This is a genomic window from Maridesulfovibrio sp., assembly GCF_963677005.1.
In the GTDB taxonomy this organism is placed as follows: domain Bacteria; phylum Desulfobacterota; class Desulfovibrionia; order Desulfovibrionales; family Desulfovibrionaceae; genus Maridesulfovibrio.
The window spans coordinates 3,738,672-3,761,174 of sequence record NZ_OY781616.1 but is presented as its reverse complement, the minus strand read 5'-3'; the positions used below and the strand labels follow the sequence as shown (position 1 = coordinate 3,761,174).

Here is a 22,503-nt window from a genome sequence, read left to right as displayed (position 1 = left end):
CAACCCGGACTCTTAATCAATGCAGATTGCAATCATACCGGCACGGGGAGGCAGTAAACGCATCCCCGGAAAAAACATAAAACCGTTTCTGGGAAAGCCGCTTATCGCATACGCCATCGAGGCCGCCCGCGAAAGCGGCTTCTTTGATCACATCATCGTCAGCACGGACAGCGAGGAATACGCCGAAGTCTCGCGCAGCTACGGTGCGGAAACCCCGTTCATGCGCCCGGCGGAACTGGCGGATGATTTTGTGGCCACCCAGCCGGTGGTGGACCATGCCCTGAACTGGATAAGGTCCAACTGGGGCGAGGTCGAACGGTATTGTCAGTTCTACGCCAACCCCTTTGTCACCCCGGGAAATATCCGGGGCGGATACGAACTCATGCGCGAAAAAAGGGCGAACTGCGTGCTCGGCGTCACGGAATTTCCCTACCCGGTACTGCGCGCCTTCAAGCACAATGAGCAAGGCGGCGTGGAATACGCCTTTCCCGAATACAGCCAGAGCAGATCACAGGACCTGCCGGTATTTTTTCATGATGCCGCACAGTTTTACTGGCATGAGCTTACCGACCTGCCGCCGGACCGGGAATACTCTCTGGCCCTGCCCTATTTTCTGCCCCGGCACATGGTCGTGGACATCGATACCCCTGAAGACTGGCGCATAGCCGAAAAAATATACGCGGCATTCGAATTATGACCGGGCTCCTTTTCTTCTGTGAAGGATCGCCGGAACGTGGATTCGGCCACGTGGGCCGCTGCCTTGCCCTGGCACACAGCCTGCGTGACGAATACGGGCAGGAGTGCGCGTTTGTTTTTCGCGGAAGCAGGGCGGCAAGGGATAAAATAGAACACTCCGGCTTTGTTGTTCATGTGGTCGCCGACTTCAACGGGTGGGAGTTCACCGGCGAGCCAGCCGCAATTCTGGACCTGCTGATTCCTCTGGATAATGTTTTTTTTGATCGGGCAAAAAAGTCAGGCGCAATGCTTGCTACACTTGACGACCCCACAGACAACCGCATCAGGTGCGAACTGGCCTTCTACCCTCCTGTTCCGCAGGTGGATGAACTGGACTGGAGCGGCTTCAGGGGAAAAATTTTCAAGGGCTGGCAATACATCCCGCTGCGCAATGAATTTTCAGGTTGCTGCAAAACCGACAAAACACAGACCACACCGCAACTGCTCATCACCATGGGCGGCAGCGATCCTCACGGGCTGACCGTAAAGACACTGGAAGCCCTCAGGGAGCTTGAAACTCCATGGTCCGCCAAGGTTATTGCCGGGCCTATGTGCAAGAATCTGGACAAGATAGACGAGATGAGGCAAGAGCTTGGAAGCAGGGTCGAATTACTCAGCAATGTCAAAATGATGGCTGAACTAATGCAGGGATGCGATCTGGCCGTGGCTTCTTTCGGCATGACCGCTTATGAACTGGCCGCATGCGCTGTCCCCCAGCTGCTGCTAAGCATAACAGAGGACCACGCCCGTTCGGCATCAGCCTTGCATCAGTCCGGGGCAGCGATATCATTGGGCAAATTCGACAGGGTCAGCATCGGAAAGCTGACTGAAATGATGCGGAAATTAATTTCCGACATTCCCCTGCGCCGGGAAATGTCGGCAAAGGCGAAAGCCCTTGGCATAGGCAACGGAGCCTCGAATATCGCCTCTGTAATTCTGGAGAAACTCAAACAGTGAAAGACAGAAAATGCTGGACCGAGCACAGCGGACAGGTGCTTCACTCACAGAACGGATTCGATGTGATCGACTGCGAATGCTGCGGGTTCAAACATATAATCCCGCTGCCCGATGAAGAAGAACTGCGCGAAATCTACAAGCACGAATACCATGTAAAAGACAAGCCCCTGATGCTTCAGCACCAGCTTGAAGACCGGGAATGGCTGGAAGCGACCAACGATGCCCGGCTCGAAAAGCTGGAAAGGCTGCTCGGCAGGACAGGCCGGATTCTGGACATCGGTTCGGGCAACGGCTTTTTCATGCAGCAGGCGGAAAAGCGCGGCTGGCAGGCCAAAGGCGTGGAGCCGTCCGACAAAGCGGCCGAATACGCCAGTTCACAGGGTCTTGACGTGGAATGTGCGGTTTTCGACCGCGAGTGTGCCCGAAAAATTGGAACTTTTGACGTGGTCCATCTCGGAGACGTAATGGAACACCTCCCGGACCCCGCAGGTATGCTGGACCTCTGCTACTCAGTACTGTCATCCGGAGGATTCATTGCCGCCGGAGTACCCAACGAGTACACCCCGGTGCAGAAGATTCTGCACGAAGATATGAAGGTGCGCCCGTGGTGGGTTGCTCCTCCGCACCATCTCAATTACTTCGACCGCAAATCGCTCGAAGGGCTGTTCTCAAGAAAAGGGTTTGTGCCTGTATATTCGGAGGTGTCCTTTCCCATGGAACTGTTTCTGCTCATGGGCCGCAACTATCTGGACGACCCGGAACTGGGCCGTGAATGCCACGCCATGCGCAAGGAACTGGAACTTAACCTGACCAAGTCAGGAAACAGGGAATTACTCGATAAACTTTACGGCTGCTTCGCAGAAGCAGGGCTCGGAAGGACCGTGCTGGTGGTTGCCCGCAAGGCGCGCAGGCCAAGGATGATCCGTTAGTGATTTGGATGCGCTACGCGCTTTTGATAATTTGGTTTCGCCTCCGGCGGCCAAAGGAGATAATCCCCTTTGGAATCCCTAACAATTTTTAAAATTTTTACACCATTCACCAAGCTTAACGAACTGAAGGCCAATAACATTCTTTAAGTCATAAAAACAAACTATTACAGTGTAGATTACGCTTTTTATGTCAATAACGTTTAGGCTTACGAAGCGGCGAAGCCCCGTTAAAAAAGTTTAGGATTCTTAAACCCTTTCCAAAGGGTTTGAGGCCCCCGGCAGGGTCGCCGAAAGCAAAAAAGTGAAACAAATGAAAATATATCTTCCAGTAGACGTTATTTTCTGCGCAAGCCTTGAAGAGGAACTGAACCGGGCTCTGGAGGCCGGGGGCTACGCATCCCTGTGTGTCCTGACCGGAATAGGAAGCGCCCGCAAAAGCGGCCTGCTGGACCGGGTTGAACAGGTGCTGAAAGACCGGGGTACAGCATATTTCGATGCCGCCGTGAATGCGGAGCCGGACAGCGATGCGGTAGATATGCTCGCAGGCAAAATCGCGCGAAAAAAAGTTGATGCGGTCATAGCTCTCGGAGGCGGAAGCGTCATGGACGCGGCCAAGAGTGCCGCACTGCTGGCCGCGAACAGCAGGAAATTCGAAGACGTTGAATTCGGCACCACCGGACTCAAGGACGCTCTTCCCGTGCTGGCAGTCCCCACCGTGAGCGGAAGCGGCAGCGAATGCACGCCTTATGCGGTTATCAACAACAGCCGCACAGGCCGCAAATCCACCATCGGCCACCGGTCACTTTTCCCGACCTCTACTCTGATCTGCCCGGAACTGAGCACAGGCGTTTCAGCCTTTCAGACCGCGTCCGGAGCCTTCGATACCCTGATACACTGCTTTGAATCCCATACCGGAGCCAAAAACAATTTTTTCGCCGACTCGTTTGCGATACGCGGTGCCGGGCTGGTGTTCGCACACCTGTGCGCTTCACTCAAAGACCCCGGAAATATCCTGCACAGACAGAAACTGGCCGAGGCATCGATGTGCGGGGGGGCGGCAATTGCCCACGCCCGAACCGGCGCCATACATACCCTTTCGGTAGCCCTTCAGAAATACAGTCCCCTGCCCCACGGTATGCTCAACGCGGCTCTTTTCCGGCCTGTGGCGAAATTGAACCGGGAGCATTACGCCGGACGGGCAATGGAATTCATGACCCTGTGCGGATTCAGAGCAGAAAGTGACGCACAGGCCGTGCATGTTCTGGATGAATGGATCAGGAAGACTTATGCCCTGCCGGAAACGGTATTCAGTGTTCCGGAAGAAGAGATCGGAGCAGTGATCGACAGGTTCAAACAGGACAAGGGCCTTGCTGAGGTCAACCCGGCTCCCATGTCGGACCCGGTCATTGAAGAATTCATAAGCGGAGTTATCCATGCGCAAGGACAGTAAAGGCAGGCCGCTTTTCGACGAAATTCTCCCGGTGGACGAATTCGTAAGCCTGCTTGAGGAACATTTCGATATTTTCAGCGGGGTTCCGGACTCCATGTTCACTGCGGTAATCCCGCGCCTTGGGAAATACATCCCGGCGCCGAGGGAAAACCATGCCGTGGCCATAGCCTTCGGCGCGGCGCTGGGGGGAAAACGCCCCTGCGTGCTGATGCAGAACAGCGGACTCGGACTTTGCGGGGACGCCCTGCTCGGCCTGCAACGGCTGCACGAAACAGGCGTAGTACTGCTTGTGACCATGCGCGGGGAACTGGAATGGGAAGAAATACAGCATCAGGACTGGGGCGATTGCACGGAAAACGTGCTCCGGGCTTACGGGATAGACTTTTTCGATTACAACACGGAAGGGGCCGAGGCCGTGCGCAAGGCGGCGGCAATAGCCGAAAGCGGCAGTATAGCTGCCGTGCTGCTGCACAGGGGGAACATAAATGAATCGGCTTGAAGCGCTTGAAAAAATTATGGACTCCCACCCGGACGACCCGATTGTTTTCGCCAACGGCCTGACCTCCCGCGAAGCGGCATGGCTGAAAGACCGGCCGAACCATATGTATCTGGTCCACGGCATGGGCGAGGCCCTGTCCGTCGGCATCGGGCTGGCCGAGGCATCCGGGCTGCATGTTGTGGTCGTGGACGGCGACGGCAATTGTCTAATGGGCTATGCGGGGTTGAATATGCTTAAAAACCACGACATAACGTACTATGTTCTGGATAACGGCTGTTATGAGACAACCGGTGGTCAGAACCTTGAGGTCAATCTGGATCTGCCGGGAATACACCGCATTGAGGTGGACAGGGGCAAAAAAGGAACTCCCAATCCGCCGCTGCCCATAGAAACAGCAAAGAAATTTACATCGTGGATTAGAAAAAAACTAATTAAACAGGTGTCTTGATATAGTTATCACCTTAGATATGCAAGAATTTATGTTAATGTAAGAATTTCCAAGTCAACAACCTAAAACTACTAAGGATTCCAAAGGGGATTATCCCCTTTGGCCGCCAGCGGCGAAATCAAATAAATAAAAGCGCAAAGCGCATCGAATGAAATAATCAGTGGGATAAAAAGGTAAAAAAGCATGAGCGCAAGAGTTGATATCGGAAAAATAGACATAGGCGAGGGACTGCCGACCCTGATGATTGCCGAGATCGGCCTCAACCACAACGGCAGCGCCGAACTGGCCCACAGGCTGATTGATGAAGCCGCCCTGAGCGGAGCCAACGTGGTCAAATTTCAGAAGCGCTCCCCGGCTGATCTGGCCACGGCCGAATTCATAGACCAGCCGTTCCTCAAGTGCCCGCTTTTCGGGCGCACCCAACGCGAGGTGCGCGAACGCCTTGAACTGAGCGAAGCGGAACTTGCGGAGCTGAAAAAACACGCCGACAGCCTCGGACTTTCCTTTTGCGTCTCGGCATTTGACCTGCCCAGCCTCGAACTGGTCATCCGGCTGGGGGCAATCCTCAAGATCGCCAGCCACAGCATTACCAACGGACCGCTGCTTGAACGAGTAGCCGAATCCGGTGTACCGGTAATCATGAGCACCGGCGGGGCAACGGAAGAAGAGATAGAACGGGCGGTCAGGATTCTGGAAAACAACCCGCTGATCCTGCTCCACTGCGTCAGTGCCTACCCTACCCCGGATCAGTTGGTCTGTCTGGACACGGTTCCCTACCTCAAGGAAAAATACGGGTTGCCGGTCGGTTTCAGCGGACACGAAAAGGGGATCGAACTCAGTGTTGCCGCAGCCACACTCGGAGCCTGCGTAATTGAAAGGCACTTCACGCTGAACCGCAGCATGATGGGCTTGGACCACGGCATCAGCCTTGAACCGCAGGAATTCGCACAGATGGTGCAGAACATCCGCCGGGTAGAATCCGCGCGCGGAATTTCAAAGGCCATTTCCCCGGCAGAACACGCCGCAAGGCTCAATTATCACGTTGCTGTCTGCACAAACGGGGAAATAAAAAAGGCGAAGTCATCAGGCGTGAGCAACTGGTCTGCAAGCAACCGCTGAGGGATGCGGATAAATTCTTCACCGGCCTTGAGGTCGATGCGGTTGTCGGGAAGACTGCAGCAGCCGACATCGGCAGCGATACACCCATTGAAAGAAAGCTGATCCTGTAAAGGGACCCGGATGCCCCGTAGAAAACGCATACTTGTTATAGGCACTGCTCCGAAATATCTGATCGACTCCACCCTTGCCGGGCTGGATTCTTCCGCAACGGACCTGTTCCTCCTGCTGCCGGAAAGAGACCGGGGCTGCTTCGAGGACCGAAAAAAATGTTTTTTCAAGGGTGGATTCCATCCCCTGTTTCTGCCGCTCATGAAAACCATGGCAGCATTCAGGCCGGACGAGGTAATCATCGTCTGCGGCATGACCTACGACCATGACAATGTGGTCAAGGCGGTTTCCTACTATCGGCACTTCAAGAATTTCGATCTTAAGATTACCGTCCGGGACAGAAAAGAGAACCCTCCGCAAATGGATCGGCCCGGCCTGCTTCGGGAGCCACTCAGGTTTGTTGCGCTTGGAGCAATTGCCCTGACGATAAAAGCCCTTTCCGGGTTCGTTCGGATCAGGGTCGGAGAGATGTTTGCCTCGCGGCTCGGACATCTGGCCATGGAAAGCGAGATTTATCTCTGCGAAAAGGAACTGGGCAGACACGAAAACTGTTTTGACCTCTTTTACTTCAAGGACAACGAAATATCCAATCAGGTTCTTGCCGAAATGGTATCGGCAAGATTGAGGGTGAATTACGGATACCGGCACATACTGGATGCCATCAGAAGATTCCATCTGACCAGCGAACACGAAATACTGCTGAACACCAGAAAGCTGGCCTTTGTCCGGGATTCTGAATGCTTGATGCAGCAGACCGAGAGCCACCTGGAATTTCCCTCAAAAGACACCAATAAGGGGCGAAAAGGTCTTACAGAATTGGGGCTTGATCCCGACCGGCCCCACGTATGCATATTCGGCCGGGACAGCGCATACCTTCAGGAAGCCATACCGGAAAACAACGATGCGGATATGCAGGAAATCCGGGATATGCGTATCGAAACATTCAAACCGGGCGCAGAATACCTTCTTGACGAAGGATATAACGTGTTGCGCATGGGCAGCATCGTAAAGGCTCCCCTGCAGATTACCCACCCTGGATTTATCGATTACGCCACCAGCGGGAAACGGACGGAGTTCATGGATGTATTTATATCGTCCTCCTGCAAATTCTTTATCGGTGTGCAAAGCGGGCTCATGCACATTCCCATGATATTCAGAATTCCATGCCTGTGCGTAAACGTGGTTCGCCTTGAAATAATCCATTCATGTTCTCCGGAGGATCTGGCCCTGTTCAAACTTCTTTGGTCGGTCAAGGAAAAACGTTTCCTTACAGTTGAAGAACAGCTTAAATCCGGTATGAGCAGATGGAGGCTGGAAATGTTCGCCAATTCAGGAATAGAGGCTGTAGACAATACCGAAGATGAAATTTTAGAGGCCACAAAGGAAATCAATGCAAGAGTGAACGGGACATGGACCGAAACAGAAGAAGACCGAGATCTGCAGAAAAAATTCAGGTCCTATTTCACTCCTTCATATTTAAACAGCAGTTACCGGACTCCCGTTAGTTCATATTTTCTGCGCAAACATAAAAAAATTCTTTTTTAAAAAGGAAATCCACCCAGACATGAAGAATCAGACAATCCTTGTACAGGCATCATCCAGAGCATGGTGCGGAACTCCTGACTGGTGCATGAATGAAATCGATGGACAGCCGGTTGTCGCCCACACGGTGCGCAAGGCACTGGATAACTTCCAGAATGCCGACGTGAGGATCGTCGCCCCGGAATTCGACCGGGGAGGAGAACTTGATCAGATACCGGCCATGTTTCCGGACCACAGCGTCAGTGTGTTTTACGGGTTTGACAGCAACCCGCTGGAGCGCATGATCGCAGCTCTCGCTGATGAGCATGACGACACCCTGATTATCCGGGTTGACGGCCTGCATTTCGGCTGGATTCCTGAAGATGCAAAAAAAATGATTGCCGAAGCCCAGAAAAATCAGCTTGATTGCATCAAATTCCCAGACGACTATCCGATACAGCTTACAAGCGATATTTACAGATTGTCGGCACTGAAAAAAGCGGCTGCACTTCTGGGAGAGAAAAAGGATTCCGGTCCTTACCTCGTCCACCCGAAATTCTTTATGGTAAAGGAAAACAGCCTGTTCAAAACAGCGTACCACAACGACCATCTCCCGGTAGATGACGAATATCTGGCCGGATGCCGTAAAAAAGCCGAACAGGTTTACCGTAGCGGCAATACGGAGGTGGCAGGGGATAAAATAAGCCACGGGGACCAGTTTTCATTTCACTATGCGCTGGGTCTTGATTTCATCGAAAGAGGTGCGGATGTTCTGGATATCGCCTGCGGATGGGGATACGGAGCACGCATGATCGCAGAAAAAGCAGCCCACGTCACTGCCGCCGACATAGACATAGAAACCGTGCGCAAAGCCTCTGCCGGAAAATATTACAGCAACATCACTTTTCAGACGGCAGACGTAACGGCCATGGATTTCGCGGAAAACTCCTTTGACGCAGTGACCAGCTTTGAAACAGTGGAACACGTGGACCCGCAAAAATACTTCATGGAAATGCAGAGGGTCATCAGGCCCGGAGGAATGCTTATCCTGAGCACTCCCCAGAACCGTTTGGGCCACATTCCGGTAAACTCTCAGCACCTGCGCGAATTCTCTCTGGAAGAGATAACCGGGCTCTGTTCGGAATACTTCACGGTGGAAGAGATTATCGGCATCAAACAGGGCCGGGTGGTAATACCTGACGACCCCAAGGGGCAGAACGCCTTCATTGTCTGCCGCAAGCCGGAGTAGGACATGAAAAAGACGCTGATCATGATCGGAGCCGGGCTGGAGACAGTTCCGGCCATCCGCAGGGCGGTTGAAATGGGCATACACGTTGTCGCCACGGACCTTAATCCGCAGGCGCCCGGATTCGACCATACCGGCGAAGCGGTCATCGGCTGCGTCTATACACCGGAAAAAGCTGTTGCCGCTCTCAGCGAGTGGGCGGCAAAAGGCGGCAGGCCGGACGGGGTAATGTGCGCGGCGGTTGATGCCCCGCACACAGTAGCCGCCGTGGCTGAGCATTTCGGACTGAAAGCCGTCAGCCGGGAAACCGCCGCCCTTGCCACCGACAAACTGGCCATGAAGGACCGCTTCAAAGAAGCCGGGATACCCATCCCGTGGTACAGGGAAATCTTCAACTGGCAGGAACTGCGCGACATTCAGGCCGAGCGGCTGGAAACACTGGTCATCAAGCCGGTGGACAGCCGGGGTGCGCGAGGGGTTCTGAGACTGGTCCACGGAACAACGGAAGCGCCCTCCCCTGAATGGGCCTTTAATCATGCCGCCAAGGAATCCCCCACCGGGCGGGTCATGGTCGAAAGCTATCTTGAAGGTCCGCAGATAAGCACAGAAGGATTCGTTGTCGGTTCAAAACCATACACCCCCGGTTTTTCGGACCGTAATTACGAATTTCTGGAACGTTTCGCTCCGCACATAATCGAAAACGGAGGTCAGCTCCCGTCCTTCCTGCCCGAAGAAACCTGTAATGCGGTTAAGAAACTGTCCGGGCAGGCGGCCATAGCTCTAGGCATAGAAAACGGCGTGGCCAAGGGTGATATGGTAGTGCACAACGGCACGCCCTATGTCATTGAAATGGCGGCAAGACTCTCCGGCGGATATTTCTGCTCCCACGAGATTCCGTGGAATACCGGAGTTGATTTTCTGGGAATCGCCATCAAGCTGGCCCTTGGAGAAACTCCCACAGCTGAAGAAATGACCCCTAAATTCAATCGAGGGGTCGCCCAGCGCTACCTTTTCCCTGAGCCGGGCAGGGTTGTCTCGATTGATGGAGTGGAGGAAGCCCTTGGGACAGATGGAATACGCATGGTCGAAATCCGCACCGGAGTCGGGGAAACAATTCCCTCTTTCACCTGCCATCCGGCCAGGGCCGGTGTGGTCATGGGTGTTGCCGAGACAATGGAACAGGCCGTGGAAAACGTGGAAAAAGCGGTCGGGCGCATAAAGATAGTCACCGAGAGATAACATGAATCTTTTCGCCATATTTCATCTCAACCTCATGTTTTCTTCCATCCCGGAAGAAAACCGCACCATGGTGATCGACCTGTGTTACAGGCCGCTTCTGCGTGTATGCGAGGAATATGGCTTTCCGCTCGGCATTGAAGCTTCCGGTATAACACTGGAAATAATCCGCGACCTCGCCCCGGACTGGATTGAGAAACTGCGCACTCTGCTTGCTCAGGGCAGGGCCGAATTCATCGGCAGCGGTTACGGACAGGTTATCGGCCCGCTGGTCCCGGCTTCCGTTGTCCGGGCCAATCAGGAAATCGGCATGCGGACCTACGAGGAAATCCTCGGAACCCGTCCGGCCATCGCACTGGTCAATGAGCAGGCATGGTCCGCAGGGCTTGTCGAGCACTACATTGCAGCAGGATTCCGGGGTGTATTCATGGACTACGACAACCCCGCACGGTTCAACCACTGGGACCGGCAGGTGCAGCATCTCCCGCAGCGGGCGAAAGGGACTTCCGGAGAGTCCATTCCCATCATCTGGAGCAGGTCCATGGTTTTCCAGAAGCTCCAGCGCTTCGTACACGGCGAAACTGAACTGGACGGCTATCTCGCCTACATGGAAAGCCTTGGCACCGGTGACGGCTGGCTGCCGGTCTATGGAAACGATGCCGAAATATTCGATTACCGCCCGGAACGCTACCGCAGCGAAGCTGAATTCGGGAAGACCAGCGAGTGGGAACTGCTGCGCACGGCATTCGAAGCCCTGCGCGAGCGAGGGCATATTTTTCACCTGCCGTCCGCAGTTCTTAATGACCTGGACAAAGACGGAGCCGGACAGGTTCTTTCACTGTGCACGGCCGAACAGCCGGTTCCGGTAAAAAAGCAGAACAAGTACAATCTGACCCGCTGGGCCGTAAGCGGACGAAACGATTTCTTCATGAACTCGCTCTGCCGGGCCGTGGCCGCCGGATTGGAGGAAACGGACCCGTCTCCGGAAACAGATGCCTATCGCAAGGAACTTTGCTTCTGCTGGTCCAGCGACTTCCGGACCCATATTACGGAAAAGAGGTTTGCGGAGGCGGAAAAAAGACTGCACGCCCTTGCCGAATCGGTTGGAGCCACGGTGCGGGAACCGTCATTCGAAGTCTGCGGAGATCGACTTGAAACGGGCAAAAGGCTGCTTCCTGTCTGCACAGGAAATACTTCCGTGGTGCTCAATACCGTAAGAGGACTGGCCATCCACGAAGCTTCTTTCAAGGGCCACTCGGACAAGCCCGTCTTCGGGACTCTTGAACACGGCTATTTTGACGATATCGGCCTTGGTGCGGATTTCTATTCCGGGCATATGGTCATGGAAGGACCGGGGAGTCCCAAGGATACGGACCTGGTCAGGATCATCCCCAGACTGATGGATACGCCCGAGTTCATCCAGATTTCATGCGAAATTCCAATCCATCAGGGGATTCTGGATAAGGCAGTCCGGATACACAAGAAAACTCAGCGTATTGACGTACTCCACCGCTTCCGTCTTGACTGTCGTCCCAACGGATACATCCGTCTTGGTCACATAACTCTCCTGACCTCCGAAATGGACCGGGACTCCCTTTTCTATGCCACTGAAAACGGGGGCAAAGAGGAAATTTTTCCACTTTCCGGCAAATCCTTCGACCATAGCAATAATGTATCTTTTCTGGTATCTTCCTCACAGGCGGCGGGAATGACCGGTTCCAGACTGGTCATAGGAGAAAAAAAAGCGGCGATCGAGATCAGCCCGCTGATCAGCGAGCATGCATTCATAGCAATGGTGACATGTCGTCCGGCCGAACCTTCACCTTTCGTGCGGGTGGCCTTTTCCATGCAGGAAATGGATGAAACATGCAAAAACATGTGCAGGGATGAGCAGTTTATTTTTTCTACCGGCTTCAGCATAAAGCCGATCCATAAGGCAACCACAAATGTTTAATGACAAATCCATTCTCATCACAGGCGGAACCGGTTCTTTCGGACAGAAACTTGTCGAGACCATCATCACCAAATATCGCCCCAAAAGGCTTGTCATTTTCAGCAGGGATGAACTCAAGCAGCACGAAATGCAGCTTAAATTCTCCACGGCAGACTACCCCTGCCTGCGCTATTTCATTGGAGACGTGCGCGATCCGGATCGTCTTCTCCGGGCCTTCAGCAAGGTTGATATCGTTTTTCACGCCGCAGCGCTGAAACAGGTTCCAGCCTGTGAATACAACCCCTTTGAAGCGGTAAAGACAAACATACTCGGTGCCCAGAACATTGTGGAGGCAGCCATCGACAGAGGCGTGTCCAAGGTCATAGCTCTAAGCACCGACAAGGCCGCCAACCCGGTAAATCTCTACGGAGCAACCAAACTCTGCTCTGACAAACTCTTCATCAACGGCAACAGCTATGCGGGAACGGACGGAACCAGATTCGCGGTTGTCCGCTACGGAAACGTTCTCGGGAGCAGAGGCAGCGTGGTTCCGCGCTTTCTCAAGGCCAAAGAGAGCGGAGTGGTCCGCATCACCAACCCGGACATGACCCGTTTCTGGATAACTCTGGACGCCGCCATAGATTTCGTCATCAACAGCCTTGAACTCATGCAGGGAGGGGAAATATTCATCCCCAAACTCCCGAGCATGCGCATCGGGGACATGGCAGATGCTCTCTGCCCGGACTGCCGCCACGACATAACCGGCATACGTCCCGGAGAAAAAATGCACGAAGTCATGGTTCCCATGAACGAAGCTCACAACACATACGAGTACGATAACTACTTCGTGATCCATCCCCCCTACCGTTTTTTCGAAAGAGCCAGACCGACCTGTTCCGGCCTCGAGGTCCCACTTGATTTTGAATACAGTTCCGATACCAACACCCAGTGGCTCAGCAAGGAGGATCTCCTGAAGCTGGTGACGGAAAAATGATCCCCTACGGCAGACACATCATTGACGACGAAGATATTGCCGAAGTGGTCCGCGTCCTCAGATCGGACTGGCTGACCACCGGACCGGCGGTACAGGAATTCGAAAAGAGGATTTCCGAATACACCGGGGCAGCTCACGCAGTTGCAGTTTCCAGCGGAACGGCAGCCCTGCATGCGGCAATGCACGCTCTGGAAATCGGTCCCGGAGATGAAGTCATTGTCCCGCCCATCACTTTCGCGGCTTCGGCCAATTGCGTGGTCTACATGGGCGGCACACCGGTGTTCGCGGATGTGGACCCGAACACCCTGCTCATCGACCCGGCAGAGGTGGAAAAAAAAATCACCCCGGCCACCAAAGCGGTGGTAGCGGTGGATTACGCAGGACAGACCTGCGACTATGACAAGCTCAAAGATATCTGCGAAAAACACGGAGCAACGCTGGTGGGAGACTGCTGCCATGCCCTCGGAGCAAGGGACGAGCACGGACGCATGGCCGGAACAATGGCCGACATATCAATTCTTAGCTTTCACCCGGTCAAGCACATAACTACCGGAGAAGGCGGCATGACGCTCACCGAAAATCCGGTACTTGCCGAAAGGATGCGTATTTTCCGCAACCACGGGATCAACCTTGATGCCTCTGCCCGTTCAAAAAAATGCACCTGGGTCTACGAGATGCAGGACCTCGGCTACAACTACCGCATCACGGACATACAGTGCGCATTGGGAACAAGTCAGCTCAGGAAGCTGGACGGGTTTCTGAAAAAGAGAAGAGAACTTGCGGCACTGTATGACAATATTTTTGCCGGGGAACAGGAAATAGAACCGCTGAGGGTCAGAGACGGCGTGGAGCATGCCTACCACCTGTACGTGGTGAGAGTTCCGGCCCGGAAAAGAGAAAAGGTGTTCGAGAAAATGCGTGCAGATGGTGTCGGCGTCAACGTCCACTATATTCCGGTCCACTACCACCCGTATTACCGGAAAACCTTCAACACAGGGGAAGAGCTCTGCCCCGCCGCCGAATCAGCATATGAAAAACTGCTAACATTGCCGCTCCATCCGGCCATGAAACCGGAAGATATAGACTATATCTGTGACCGGTTGAAGCAGTCCCTAAAGGATTCATAAACAATGCCCGGTTCTCGCCCACGGTTTTCCGTTTCCATTCTTGATACCCTGAGGATCACTCCCGGATACTGGGACGGCTATCAGTCTTTTCCCACAATAACAAAAGTGGACGGCGAACTGCTGGTCGGTTTTCGCAGGGCTGTGAACATCAGCCCGGACCTGAGACGGGTCATGGACCATGGCATGGCCGGAGACATATACACCACCCGTTCAGTAGACGGAGGCTGGACCTTCTCCGAACCGGAACTTGTTGTCAGCCACGCCGCAGCCGGAACAAATGAACACGATGCACTGGTTACCGGGTTGGACGACAAACGGGTGGCGCTGATCACCCGCACCCACAGTTCCACCCGGCGTGAAAATTATCTTTCCATTTCGACAGATGCAGGCCGGACCTTCCCCAAGCGCCGGGTTCTGTCCGTCCCTCCGGGAGAGTGGGCTTCTTTCGGGCACCTTATCCCTTCGAAGGACGGGAAAACATTTATCGGGACATTCTACAACGGACCGGGCTGCGGTTCGTTTCGCCTTGATCCGGAGACATTGGAAATTTCCCGGCAAGCATACATGTTTCGCTACTCGGAAGGATATCGGCTGAACGAGACTTCACTGCTGCGGCTTGAGTCGGGCAGGATTCTGGCCCTTATCCGCCAGCAGCCGGTCTACGAAGGGCTGTTCCGATCATACTCCGACGACGACGGGCTGACCTGGAGCACACCGAATCCGGTCGGCCTGTACGGAGAGGCACCGGCCCTGCTTCTGCTGCCGGACGGGTCCATCCTGATGATCTACCGGGGTATGATCCGCAAAAACCGCAAATGTCGCATTGCCCTCGCCCTTTCCCGCGACGAAGGACAGACCTGGAGTCGCCCGGCCACAATGGCCTGGTACAAGGGCGGAAGATTCCACGGAGGGTACGGTGACCTCGCCCTCAATGAGCAGGGGCAGATCGTGGCCGTGTATTACATTTCACGGAAGCATGAGGCTCCGGTGGTGGAACGGATGGTGCTGGAGATATAATTTTGTGCCCAGCTCATACGTATGCAAAGTTATAAGCAGGCAGCCGGTTTTCCACTTTTCAACTGATCCAGATAAAAACGGGCCTTCCCGTGATTTGGCTCTTGTTCCAGGCAATTTTTAAAATTATCCTCAGCTTTCTGATAGTCACCGGAATTTAAATCCATAACCCCCATATGGAAAAAAGCCCCGGACCGCAGGACAAACTCAGCTCCTTCATCTGCAGCCAGAACTTCAAACATTGAGTAGGCCTGACTTGTCCGTTGCATCCGTTCCAGTGCGACGGCATTTGTATATTTTGCTCTGGGAGCCTCTCTTTTTTCATTAAAAATAAAATTCAACCTTTCTTCAAAGTCCTTTGCATCCTTTGTTCGTCCGGACCTGACAAGGGCATCTACCAGATAATATGCAGGCATGATGAATGGGGTATCGTAAAACATGGGACGATCAAAAAAATAATCAATCTGATCAGGGTTGTATATTTCATCCATAACAAAATCAGCAAATTTCATGCGGTAATCATCCAAAGCAGCCCTGCACTCCGAAGTTTCCAAAGGCAGCTGGTCACGATTGAAGTAGTTCATCACATGCTCCGCAATATCCGCGTTGGGCATATCAGGGGCAACAAAATTCAGCATTAAAGCTGCTTGTGACATACTTTGACCATATTCATATCTTGCAAGATTTTTTTTCCGCTCAATTTCAGGAGATTCAGATCTCTCGGCAAGCAAATCAAGCTGATTGCGGACAGGAGTATCCACAGCCAAGTCATATTTCAAGGCATTTCGCAAGTTGGGATCAGGGAAACGATCAAAGATTTCTTCAAGGGCCGCGACAAGCCAGTCTCCCTTAAAAGGGGCTGGAGCAAAGCCTCTTAAACTTTCGGCAGTCATACGACTCATCCCAAATATATCCCTTGCGGCATCTTCTGCCTTCACTCTCAATCCGTTGCGGGTAAACCAGTCTCTAGTGTAGGGTATTCCGGTATAGCGCTCAGGTAGCCCGGCATCTACCAGACAGACCTTTTTCCCTATCATAGCTGCTTCAACAAGTATGCTTGAAGCAACACCCACAACACACGAAGATTCGGCAATCATTTTTTTTGTGTGCTCGCGGTATGAAACAACCTTCAGATTGGAAGGAGTGTCCGAGGTAAAAAAACTGCGATACGAATCGAAGGAGACATGGGCATAATAATCTTCCGGAAATCTTTCCTTAATGATCACATCGTATTCAGGATTATTAAGTGCAACCTTTTCAAGAAACGGAAACCACGCCCTGCGGGCAGTGAAATTCATCGGGCACCCATCGGGAAAAAGAATTGTCTTTTTTTCAACAGGACGAGGATAATTGCTAGCATTCACACTGCCTAACTCCGGAATATCCCCACCATACATTTTTTTTATATATGGATCCAAATAGTTGGCAGCAAAAGATATATTGCCCAACGAAAACGTCCCCATTATGAAAAGAGAATAACGCTGATTCCAGATGACACCGGGATTAAAATTAATCCTGAAAAAATCACCAAACGCATGTGGAGCAATAGCACTCGACTCAAAAAAAACTACGTCAGGAGGATCCTGGTACAAAGATTCAATGGGCGTAATTTCTTCCCCTTCCAGTTCGGCCAGATAGGTCATCAAGGGATATCCTGCGGCAGAAGGATCAATAGCAAGACGGAAATCATGACCATGGGAACGCATCAGGCGTCCCAGAGAAATTGCGTAAAGCAAGACACTGTCAGAATGAGGTATAGATGCAAATTTGATCATTACTAAGTAACCCTAAAACTATTAACAGAAACGTTTTAACGGCAGTCGCCTGAAGTTATGTTCCGGCTACAACTAGATTGGCTCCCTTCCATACAACAAATCGACAAACTGTTTTTGCTGCGGGGTTTCCCACACCTCATCATCCTCAATTATCTTTATAAACTTGGCAGTACTGGTCCCATCGCCAAATTCAAAACTACATGGTACTGAAATATTTTGAAGCATTACCAAATTTTTACATATTTCAGTCTCATCTTCATTCACATGCAATATTGATTCGCATTTTGATCTGTTATCCTGCCTTGAACCTATATTTAATGCGGGAACCCCGAAAACACAGGCCTCCCGAATTCCGGCACTGGAATTACCTACAATACCTTTGCTGTGCTTGAGGAGAGATAGAAATGACTCAAATCGCATGGACGGCAGCACCCTGAAATTTGAATTGCCACGAAATGCCTCATACTCATCCAGAATTATCTCGCTGCCCTTATCATTATTGGGGTAGATGACTACAAAATTGAACCCTGAAGACAAACACCCGGCAACAACTTTCTTAACATTTTCCCTGGTCTGGTTATATTCCGAAGTCACTGGATGGTAGAGAAGAACATAGTAAGAATCGAACCCGATATCGTAATGTTTTTTTACCTCGCTTATTTCCGGAAGCGAGCCATTAAGCATGACATCAATATCCGGGGACCCTATGGTAAAAACACTTTCCTCCCTCTCTCCCATCTGCAGCAATCGTTTTTTAGCTAATTCATTTGAAACAAAATGAATATGTGCAAGCTTAGATATGGCGTGTCTCGTCAGTTCATCAAGAGTTCCGGAAACCTCCCCCCCCTCAATGTGTCCGACTAAAATAGAATTAAAACTTCCCACAATAGCACAAGCCAAGGCTTCAACCCTGTCGCCATGTACTATTATAAGATCAGGTTTAATTTCCTGAATATAGTTGCTAAACCCTAGAATAGTATTGGACAGTATAATATCAGCCTCTGTCCCGCGCTGCTGATTTATAAATTTATACAGATTTTTAATCCCAGCTCGCTCAACCTCCGTGTAAGTATGTCCGTACGTCCCAAGAAGATGCATTCCGGTAACAAATGTATGACACTGAAACGAAGGATTATCCTGCACTTTTAAGATAAGATTCTTCAACTTACCGAAATCAGCCCTAGTGCCGGTCATAAATACTATTTTTTTCATTTTGCACCACAATATGCCAGGGTTGAAATGAGTTTATCGCGCCTTCACAACATACACATCATAATAGCATTGATAGGAATGGACCAGATCTTCAACAAACTGATCTGTATAGTGAATATATGGATACATGAGATCAATCACAGGAAGTTCCTGAAAACGATCAACTATCCCCAACCCCAATTTATCGCAAAGAACTCTAAAACTTTTTTCACTATACATATTAACATGGCTGCGAGGATTCAGCGTGGGTGTATTTATACCAAGAATTTTAATGGCCCTGCTGTTTGGATTTGGAAAAAGAAATAAAATCATCCCACCCTCGGCGAGCACAGAAGAACACTTTGTAACTACGGATACCGGATCAACGACATGTTCAAGTACACCCCAAAGAGTTATTAATCCAAATTTCTTTGAACCGAAATCAATATCTTCAATTCTCTGCCTGTAGTAATAATTTTTCTCACCAATAATATTTACGATATAATCATAGGAATCTTCTCGAAAATCCAAGCCATAAAGGTCCATATCGGTATATTTAGATGCTGTATTCAGGAAAAAACCTGCCCCACACCCGACATCAAGTAAATTTTTATTTTCAAGATCAAGTGTAGCCACGTAATCAATATATTTTTTATACACAGCACCCCAATACTGCGTATAGGCAGAGCTCATACTTACCTGGTTGGCTATTGAATCAGCCTTAGAAGAAGAATACAAACCGAGCAAAACCTGTTCTTTTATTCTATTTTGCACAAACATGTGAGAGCACTTGCGGCATGTTGCATAAATAAATCCGCACTTAACAAACTCCTGACCAACATCCTCACTACCACAAACAGGACACGGCACAAAATCAACTATATCCTTATCTACAACAATATTATCCTGCTTTGGTAATTTATCCAGTTCATTATACAACTCGAAAAAATACTTATCGATCTCCTTGACGTCCCTACGCATATTCCTATTGTCTGTTATGATCGGCTTTGAAAAATTCATCTGGCTTACTCCCCAGTATTAAGTGTAGTCTTCTGGACTCCCGGCGTCTGTGTTTCCTGAGAATCATAGCAGGACCTGCATAATTCAAATTTACCAAAATTGCCTTTTGCGAGTTCCTTACGATACAAATCAAGTTTCGGAGAATTCCAGATATCTTTCAAAGACTGCCGGTTCAAATCGCCGACGACCATCACTTCATCGTAGTCCAGACAGCATGCCGAAACTTTCCCATCATAATGGATAGAAAGTTTATCATAGACTTCAGGGCAACAGTTCAGACGTTTCTTGACCAAATTTTCCGCACTCTTGAGCCTTTCAAACCTTTCTCTTTCCTCTTCTGAAATATCCGCACTGGAGATGTCAAAACGATAAAAATTGGTTCGTCCCACAGAGACCTTGTCAGTGATGGGTTCAAGCATCTTCTTGAAACTCTCTACCTGCTCAGGTGTTTCATAAGTTATGGTTGTAGAGGCATGGATATACGGTTTCTCGCGGTCTCCTCGAAGAGAATACAGCAACTTGATTTTCTTAAGCATTTCGTCAAAATAATCCTTATTTCTCATTTCCATGTATGACTTGGCGTCTACGCCCTGAAATGAAAATTTGACCGAATCAATTTCATAATCAATAACGCTTTGCATATTCTCATGGTTCAACATGCTCCCATTGGTGTTGAAATGTACGATAACACCTTTATCTTTTGCCTGTTTCATGTGTTTAAGCCAATCTTTATGCAGCGTAGGCTCTCCCCACTGAATAAATCGCAACGCCATATTATGCTCTGCAGCATCATCTAATATTCTTTCATACAGATCTGCCGTCATGTATCCCGGCTTACGTTTGATTACACCTGTACCGACAGGGCACATCAAGCACCTGAAATTGCAAACCCTTGCAAGTTCTATTTCAAGTAATCTAGGGTATTCAATAGGATTTTTAATTTTCTCCTCGGCACTTACAAAATTCATCTGTCTATATATTTCATCAAATGGGTTAACTCTTTTCATCACTTTTCCTAAAAGTTAAACAGTCATGTAGACCTTGAAAAACAATAAATCCGCGCCAAGATACTCAGAAAACTTCCGTAACGCCATATTCAGACTAATGAGCCCGACCTGCTCAAGGCGTTTCTGTAAAATGTCGGTCTGATTCTCTGCAAGATAAAACTCATAATCGATACCTCCGCCATCTGCTTCTGTAGGGATTTGGTCAGCACATCCTCCCAACTGCCAACAAAACAGGCAGGAGGAATAAATTTCCACCAAACAGAGGTGATTATTCCACCATATCCATATCCAACTGACGGTCGGCGGGTATATCGCATCTGGCTTTCCGCCCAAGCAGTCCTTTGTAATCTTTAGCAAGAAACCTGCCAGTGCCGGGACGCTTTACCCAGATATTCTCGGAACTGAATTCATCACCTTTACAGATATCTTTAATGGATACAACTGAAGCGTATGCAAAATCTATTGTCGGCTGTTCTTCCGGCAGGATGTCCTTTCCGCCTCCCAGAGCCTCGTGAATGGCTTTTGACCCGGCAACCATATCCGCAAGTTCTTCGGGAAGAATGGAAATGGGAACATCCGGACCGGGCCATGATCTGTCGGAAGTGAAGTGTTTTTCAAGTATTGAAGCGCCGAGCGAAACAGCACCCAAACAGGTCCATATGCCCATGGAGTGGTCGCTCAACCCAAGAACTGCGCGGGGAAAAGCTGCTTTCAACTGCGTGAGAGCGTTCAAGCGCACCTTGGAATAAGGAGTTGGATACATTGAGGTGCAATGCAGCAGAGCATATGGAACACCGGCGGATTCAAGAATCTCCACACTGGGAGCGACAGTTTCAATTGAGTTCATGCCTGTACTAAGAATAACAGGCTTGCCGAACGAAGCGATATGGGCAACCAGAGGATAATTGTTGCACTCTCCGGAACCTATTTTATAGGCCTCAACACCAAGTTTTTCCAGCCGGTCTGCTGCGGCGCGAGAAAACGGAGTCGAGAGGAAGAGCACCCCCAGTTCGTCAGCCAGTTCCTTGAGCCTGCTTTCCTCATCTTCACTTAGAACGCATCTGGACATTATATCCCAGATGCTTTCACTGGCATTTCCGGGGATAACATCATTTGGGATCATCTCATCTTCAATAACGTGCGTCTGAAATTTGACACAATGCGCACCGCTCGCCGCCGCATCACGAAGCATGCGTTCAGCCTTGGCAAAATCGCCTTCATGGTTGATGCCTATTTCCGCGATGCAGAATGGAGCAAACTCATTACCAACATTATAATTACCTATTTTAAACGCAGGCATGGCAATAACTCTCCGTACTTGATTTTTTTAAAAATATAGAGTGATATGTCTCATACGGCAAGAAATTAAGAGACTTGAATCAATCGGTGTCAGGGGAATGAAACTGCGCAGACTTACCACAGACAGCTGCATCAGCTATGTAGTGCTTGATTAACTACTCCGCAGGCAGGGCGTTGTAATAGAATGGAAATTCTGGCTATCATCCCGGCAAGAGGGGGCTCAAAAGGGGTTCCGAACAAGAATCTAAGGAAACTTTGCGGCCTTTCCCTGCTGGCACGGTCAATTGGAAACGCCCGGAAAAGCAAATTCATATCACGTCTGATTGTCTCCACGGACAGTGAAGCTATTTCCAAAGAGGCCCTTAGCCACGGAGCGGAAGTACCGTTCATGCGCCCGGAAGAACTTAGCGGAGACAGGGCCGAAACCATAGACGCTTTTTTTCACGCCCTTGCCGCCCTTGAAAAGGAAAACTATATCCCGGACGCAGTGGTCTGTCTGCAGTGCACCTCACCCCTTGTCGGACTGAATGACATAGACGGAGCAATTGAATATTTCATTAACAGTGGGGCCGATGCAGTATTCTCTGTCTGCGAGACGGAACATCATCCCCTGAAAATGGGAAAGATGAACCCAGACGGCAGGTGGGAGCAACTGCTGTGCGAACCGGGGCAGACCTGCAGGCAGAAGCTGGACAAAGTGTATCGCCACAACGGGGCCATATACATAATCAGAACCGAAATCCTTTTACAGCAAAGGACATGGTTTCCGGCTCACACGCTCCCTTATATCATGGACCCTGCTGGCAGCCTGGACATAGATACCGAGGAAGACCTCGACTATCTGAATTTCCTCCTTAAAGACGAGAGCAAGCGAAGCACCTATCTGCCCTGAGAG

Annotated in this window: 20 protein-coding genes and 1 pseudogene; 16 read left to right on the top strand and 5 right to left on the bottom strand. The window is 50.7% G+C overall.

Annotated features, from left to right (window positions below; all coding sequences use genetic code 11):
* The first annotated feature begins 19 nt into the window (after positions 1–19).
* The 15 genes from pseF (at position 20) to ACKU4E_RS16435 (ending at position 15,319) form a co-directional block, all read left to right on the top strand.
* A complete protein-coding gene (gene pseF, locus ACKU4E_RS16505) occupies positions 20–697 on the top strand; it encodes a pseudaminic acid cytidylyltransferase (RefSeq protein WP_320172174.1) in 678 nt (225 codons plus the stop codon).
* Positions 694–1,692 carry an acylneuraminate cytidylyltransferase gene (locus ACKU4E_RS16500; protein ID WP_320172173.1) on the top strand — a complete coding sequence of 333 codons (999 nt, stop codon included), beginning with the start codon at positions 694–696 and terminating at the stop codon, positions 1,690–1,692. The genes pseF and ACKU4E_RS16500 overlap by 4 nt, the downstream gene beginning before the upstream one ends.
* Positions 1,689–2,621 carry a class I SAM-dependent methyltransferase gene (locus ACKU4E_RS16495; protein WP_320172172.1) on the top strand — a complete coding sequence of 311 codons (933 nt, stop codon included), beginning with the start codon at positions 1,689–1,691 and terminating at the stop codon, positions 2,619–2,621. Before ACKU4E_RS16500 ends, ACKU4E_RS16495 begins: the two co-directional genes overlap by 4 nt.
* A 310-nt stretch (positions 2,622–2,931) precedes the next feature.
* Positions 2,932–4,071: an iron-containing alcohol dehydrogenase gene (locus ACKU4E_RS16490; RefSeq protein WP_320172171.1), complete on the top strand. Its 1,140-nt coding sequence runs from the start codon at positions 2,932–2,934 to the stop codon at positions 4,069–4,071.
* Positions 4,055–4,570, top strand: a complete 516-nt coding sequence (locus ACKU4E_RS16485; RefSeq protein WP_320172170.1) for a hypothetical protein — start codon at positions 4,055–4,057, stop codon at positions 4,568–4,570. The genes ACKU4E_RS16490 and ACKU4E_RS16485 overlap by 17 nt, the downstream gene beginning before the upstream one ends.
* The gene (locus ACKU4E_RS16480; RefSeq protein ID WP_320172169.1) at positions 4,557–5,018 is read left to right on the top strand and encodes a thiamine pyrophosphate-dependent enzyme; all 462 of its coding nucleotides are present in this window, start codon (positions 4,557–4,559) and stop codon (positions 5,016–5,018) included. Before ACKU4E_RS16485 ends, ACKU4E_RS16480 begins: the two co-directional genes overlap by 14 nt.
* Positions 5,019–5,201: 183 nt before the next feature.
* Entirely contained in the window at positions 5,202–6,137 is a 936-nt protein-coding gene (locus ACKU4E_RS16475) for an N-acetylneuraminate synthase family protein (RefSeq protein ID WP_320172168.1), read from the top strand.
* Complete coding sequence (locus ACKU4E_RS16470) at positions 6,068–6,247, top strand: SAF domain-containing protein (RefSeq protein ID WP_407944132.1); 180 nt, start codon at positions 6,068–6,070, stop codon at positions 6,245–6,247. The genes ACKU4E_RS16475 and ACKU4E_RS16470 overlap by 70 nt, the downstream gene beginning before the upstream one ends.
* A 10-nt stretch (positions 6,248–6,257) precedes the next feature.
* The gene (locus ACKU4E_RS16465) at positions 6,258–7,790 is read left to right on the top strand and encodes a TIGR04372 family glycosyltransferase (protein WP_320172167.1); all 1,533 of its coding nucleotides are present in this window, start codon (positions 6,258–6,260) and stop codon (positions 7,788–7,790) included.
* 19 nt (positions 7,791–7,809) lie between these two features.
* Positions 7,810–9,015: a methyltransferase domain-containing protein gene (locus tag ACKU4E_RS16460; protein WP_320172166.1), complete on the top strand. Its 1,206-nt coding sequence runs from the start codon at positions 7,810–7,812 to the stop codon at positions 9,013–9,015.
* Between the two features lie 3 nt (positions 9,016–9,018).
* Entirely contained in the window at positions 9,019–10,251 is a 1,233-nt protein-coding gene (locus tag ACKU4E_RS16455; protein ID WP_320172165.1) for an ATP-grasp domain-containing protein, read from the top strand.
* Between the two features lies 1 nt (position 10,252).
* Positions 10,253–12,202 carry a glycoside hydrolase gene (locus ACKU4E_RS16450; protein ID WP_320172164.1) on the top strand — a complete coding sequence of 650 codons (1,950 nt, stop codon included), beginning with the start codon at positions 10,253–10,255 and terminating at the stop codon, positions 12,200–12,202.
* Positions 12,195–13,175: a UDP-N-acetylglucosamine 4,6-dehydratase (inverting) gene (pseB, locus tag ACKU4E_RS16445; RefSeq protein ID WP_320172163.1), complete on the top strand. Its 981-nt coding sequence runs from the start codon at positions 12,195–12,197 to the stop codon at positions 13,173–13,175. Before ACKU4E_RS16450 ends, pseB begins: the two co-directional genes overlap by 8 nt.
* Complete coding sequence (pseC, locus tag ACKU4E_RS16440; RefSeq protein WP_407944118.1) at positions 13,130–14,302, top strand: UDP-4-amino-4,6-dideoxy-N-acetyl-beta-L-altrosamine transaminase; 1,173 nt, start codon at positions 13,130–13,132, stop codon at positions 14,300–14,302. Before pseB ends, pseC begins: the two co-directional genes overlap by 46 nt.
* 3 nt (positions 14,303–14,305) lie before the next feature.
* Positions 14,306–15,319, top strand: coding sequence for a sialidase family protein (locus ACKU4E_RS16435; protein ID WP_320172162.1), 1,014 nt, complete (start codon positions 14,306–14,308; stop codon positions 15,317–15,319).
* 29 nt (positions 15,320–15,348) lie between these two features.
* Here the strand turns inward: ACKU4E_RS16435 and ACKU4E_RS16430 are convergent, their stop codons facing one another.
* From ACKU4E_RS16430 to ACKU4E_RS16410, 5 genes are all read right to left on the bottom strand, one after another.
* Complete coding sequence (locus tag ACKU4E_RS16430; protein WP_320172161.1) at positions 15,349–17,091, bottom strand: tetratricopeptide repeat protein; 1,743 nt, start codon at positions 17,089–17,091, stop codon at positions 15,349–15,351.
* A gap of 72 nt (positions 17,092–17,163) precedes the next feature.
* Positions 17,164–18,303, bottom strand: coding sequence for a UDP-N-acetylglucosamine 2-epimerase (gene neuC, locus ACKU4E_RS16425; RefSeq protein ID WP_320172160.1), 1,140 nt, complete (start codon positions 18,301–18,303; stop codon positions 17,164–17,166).
* Between the two features lie 33 nt (positions 18,304–18,336).
* Complete coding sequence (locus tag ACKU4E_RS16420; RefSeq protein WP_320172159.1) at positions 18,337–19,302, bottom strand: class I SAM-dependent methyltransferase; 966 nt, start codon at positions 19,300–19,302, stop codon at positions 18,337–18,339.
* A gap of 5 nt (positions 19,303–19,307) precedes the next feature.
* Positions 19,308–20,309 carry a radical SAM/SPASM domain-containing protein gene (locus tag ACKU4E_RS16415; protein ID WP_320172158.1) on the bottom strand — a complete coding sequence of 334 codons (1,002 nt, stop codon included), beginning with the start codon at positions 20,307–20,309 and terminating at the stop codon, positions 19,308–19,310.
* A 268-nt stretch (positions 20,310–20,577) separates the two neighbouring features.
* On the bottom strand, positions 20,578–21,609 hold the full coding sequence (locus ACKU4E_RS16410; protein WP_320172157.1) for an N-acetylneuraminate synthase family protein: 1,032 nt from the start codon (positions 21,607–21,609) through the stop codon (positions 20,578–20,580).
* Positions 21,610–21,789: 180 nt separating this feature from the next.
* Here ACKU4E_RS16410 and ACKU4E_RS16405 point away from each other — a divergent pair.
* Positions 21,790–22,500: pseudogene (locus ACKU4E_RS16405) on the top strand (cytidylyltransferase domain-containing protein); the annotation flags it as partial.
* Positions 22,501–22,503 lie beyond the last annotated feature (3 nt).